At 73.2% G+C, this 3536-nt stretch carries 4 protein-coding genes; 1 reads left to right on the top strand and 3 read right to left on the bottom strand.

What is annotated here, in order from left to right:
• Positions 1-546: GNAT family N-acetyltransferase (locus J0670_RS33290; RefSeq protein ID WP_207815933.1), on the bottom strand; the 546-nt coding region annotated here is incomplete at its 3' end.
• Between the two features lie 113 nt (positions 547-659).
• On the opposite strand from J0670_RS33290, the gene J0670_RS33285 reads away from it, so the two are divergent.
• On the top strand, positions 660-1865 hold the full coding sequence (locus J0670_RS33285) for a sensor histidine kinase (RefSeq protein ID WP_207815931.1): 1206 nt from the start codon (positions 660-662) through the stop codon (positions 1863-1865).
• 275 nt (positions 1866-2140) lie between these two features.
• Here the strand turns inward: J0670_RS33285 and coaE are convergent, their stop codons facing one another.
• Complete coding sequence (gene coaE, locus J0670_RS33280) at positions 2141-2740, bottom strand: dephospho-CoA kinase (RefSeq protein WP_207815929.1); 600 nt, start codon at positions 2738-2740, stop codon at positions 2141-2143.
• A 91-nt stretch (positions 2741-2831) separates the two neighbouring features.
• Positions 2832-3473, bottom strand: a complete 642-nt coding sequence (locus J0670_RS33275) for an MBL fold metallo-hydrolase (RefSeq protein WP_207815927.1) — start codon at positions 3471-3473, stop codon at positions 2832-2834.
• Positions 3474-3536: the final 63 nt, after the last annotated feature.

The raw sequence follows: 3536 nt of genomic DNA, 5'->3' as shown, positions 1-3536 counted from the left end.
CCAGGTCGCGCCCTCCGCGAGCGACCGCCACATGGTGCGCAGCGGCATCACCGCGAGCCGGCCCTCCGGCTGTTCCACCGTCACCTCCTCGGCCACCTCCCGGAAGCCGAGCCCCCGGTAGAACATGGACAGCGGCGGGCGGCAGAACAGCAGCGCGTACCGGAAGCCGCTCGTGCGCCCGTGGTCGAGCGCGGCCCCCACCACGGTGTGCGCGAGGCCGGCGCCGCGCCGGTCGGGGGCGACGCAGACGCCGCCGACGCCGATCGCCTCCAGGTCGGTGCCGCCGACGGTGAGCGGGATCGGCAGCAGCCCGGTGTGCGCGATCAGCCGGCCGTCGGCGGCCCGGATTCCGAAGTGGGTCTCCTTGGGCAGCCAGGTCAGCCCGGTGTAGGCGGTGCCGTACGGGTCGTCGCCGGGGCCGAGGATCTCCCGCTGTTCGACGCGGGTGTACTGCGAGAGCCGCTCGACCACGGGCGGCCGGGGAGAGAGCAGCGTCTCGGGATCCGGCTCGCCGGAGGTCCGTGCATCTGAGAAATGATCATCCATCACGTCATGCTCTCTTCCCCGCGAGTCCTGATCCAGTCCCTTCCAGGTCACTCGATCGGTCAGCCGATCCGAAGATCATCCCGGGATCGCTCGGGTGTGGAAGCATGCCCCTCATGCGCCAGCCCACCGATCAGCAGGCTGCCGATCAGCAGGCCGCCGACCTCACCGCACCGCTACCCGGTCCGCTGCTGAGCCTGCCCCGCCCGGTCCGGACCCTCACGCCGACCGCCGTGGTGCTGCTGGTGCTCGTCCCGCTCGCGGCACACGACCCGGACTTCGGCCCGACCGCCTCCCCACAGGTCAACGCGGGCCTGATGGCCTTCGGCGCCCTCGCCCTGGCCTTCCGTCGCCGCCAACCGGTGGCGGTCGCCGTGGCCACCCTGATCAGCGGCCAACTCCCGCTCGCGGTGGCCCTGCACGGGCTGGCCGTGCGACGCGGCGCCACCGTGCCGCTCTACGTCCTGGCCGTACTGGCCGAGCTGCGGCTGTTCGTTCCCTTCGACCTCGGGGACGTCAGCACCCCGTCCGCCCTGGCAAATCTGGTCGAGGACCCGCTGGTCTTCGGTGCCGTCCCGCTCGCCCTCGGCCTGACCGCCCATCAGCGCGCCCGCACCGTGAGCATGCTCGCCGAACGCAACCGGCTGCTCCTGGAGGCCCGCGTCCACGCCGAGGAGCGCGCCGTGGCCGCCGAACGCGCCCGGCTCGCGCGCGAGATGCACGACGTGGTGTCCAACCGGGTCTCGCTGATCACCCTGCACGCCGGCGCCGGCCAGGTCGCGCAGGCGGACGATCCGGCCGCCGTACGGGAGACCCTCGGGCTGATCCGCACCCTCGGCCTCCAGGCGCTCACCGAACTGCGCGGCCTGCTCGGGGTGCTGACGCCGGCCTCCGACCAGGCGCCCTCGCTACGCGGCCTGCCCACCCTGGTCGAGGAGTCCCGGCAGGCCGGGCTGGCGGTGGGCCTGACCCTCACCGGTCCGGACGACGGCCTGCCCGTGCCCGGGCCGGCGGTGCAGTACGCGGCGTACCGGATAGTCCAGGAGGCGCTGACCAACGCGCACAAGCACGCCCCGGCGGCCGAGGTGGCCGTCACGGTCGAGGTCGCGCCGGACGGGCTGCGCCTGGCAGTGGTCAACTCCCCCGCCGGGGCGGACGGTACCGAGGCGGGGGACGGCACCGGGCCCGGGCTGCCCTCCGGCGGCCGCGGCCTGGACGGCATGCGCGCCCGGGCCGACGACCTCGGCGGCACCCTGGACGCCGGCCCGACCCCAGAGGGCGGCTTCGCCGTCCGGGCCCGGCTGCCGCTCAGCGCCGTCTGAGACGTACGTACGCCTGAGACGGACGTACGACCAAGACGCACGTACGCTCAAGATACGGTCCGCCCAAGACGCACGTCCGTCTGAGACGCACGTCCGTTCAGCCGGAACGCATGCCCACCCGGACCTGGGACGCACGTACGTCTGAAACGGACGACCGTCTCATGAACGATCGTCTGAGACGCACGTCCGTCCACCCGGGACAACATTCGTCTGAGACACACGTACGTCTGAAACGGACAGCCGTCCAAAACGGACGGCCGTCCCAGACGCACGTCTCAGACCGCGGCCCGCTCGGCCAGCTCGGCCCACACCTCGTCGACCCGCGCCGTGAGCGCCTCCAGCGACCCGCCGTTGTCGATCACCAGGTCCGCGACCGCCAGCCGGTCCGCCCGCGTGGCCTGCGCGGCCATCCGGGAGCGGGCTTCCTCCTCGGCCATCCCGCGCAGCCGGACCAGCCGATCCAGCCGGACCTCGTCGGTCGCGTCGACGACCACCACCAGGTCGAACAGCGGCGCCAGCCCGTTCTCGGCGAGCAGCGGCACGTCGTGCACCACGACCGCCTCCGGCGCGGCCGCCGCCTCCAGCTCGGCGGAGCGGGCGCGCACCAGCGGGTGGACGATCGCGTTCAGGGCCTTCAGTCGCTCCGGGTCGGCGAACACGATCGCCCCGAGGGCCGGGCGGTCCAGCGTGCCGTCCTCCCACAGCACCTGCGGGCCGAACTCGGCGACCACGGCCGCCAGACCGTCCGTCCCGGGGGCGACCACCTCGCGGGCGATCACGTCGGAGTCCACGATCACCGCGCCGCGCGCGGCGAACAGCCGCGACACCTCGCTCTTGCCCGCGCCGATGCCGCCCGTCAGTCCGATCTTCAGCATGGCGTCAGGCTACCGGCGCGGCACCGGGACCGTAACGCCCGCCTCCCGGTGCCCGGCGCCGGGAGCCCGTCAGCCCGACGCCGGGAGCCGGTCAGTCCAGCTCGATGCCCTCGCCCTCGCCCAGCACGGCCAGCCCGATGCCGGCGCAAAGCCCCTCCGGCCCGGCCAGCCGGGTGTACACGGAGACCCCGATCGGGCTGAGCACCGCCTCGTGCACCGGTACGGCCTGGCGCGGTCGCGCCTCCCGGAGGTAGTCGACCGTCTCCGCGAGCTTGCTCCACGGCGCCGCGAGCGGCAGCAGCAGGGTGTCCACGGCGTGCGGCGGCAGGGTGAAGGAGTCGCCGGGGTGGAAGACCCGGCCGTCGAAGAGGAAGCCGATGTTCTTCACCGGCGGGAGGTCCGGGTGGATCTCGGCGTGCCATTCGCCGTGCGCCGAGACGGCGATCCCGCCGACCTCGAAGGCGTCGCCCTCGCCGACCGCGGTGACCCGCTGCCCGACCCCCTCCAGCTGGGCGGCGACGGCACTGTTGGTCCACACCCGCAGCGCCGGGTCGGCCTCCAGCGCGGCGCGCAGCCGGGACTCCTCGAAGTGGTCCATGTGCTCGTGGGTGATCAGGACGGCGTCGGCCCCGGCCAGCGCGGCGGGGTCGGTGAACATCCCCGGGTCGACGACGACGGTGGTGCCGCCATGCTCGATGCGTACGCAGGCGTGTCCGTGCTTGGTGATTCGCATGCCCGAAACAGTACAGCAAGGCTGTACAGCATTGCTGTACATATTCTCGATAGACTGCCCCCA

This window comes from Streptomyces sp. FH025, assembly GCF_017427025.1.
Taxonomy (GTDB): domain Bacteria; phylum Actinomycetota; class Actinomycetes; order Streptomycetales; family Streptomycetaceae; genus Kitasatospora.
Note: the sequence above shows the minus strand (reverse complement) of the source record. Positions and strands in the feature narration are given on the sequence as shown.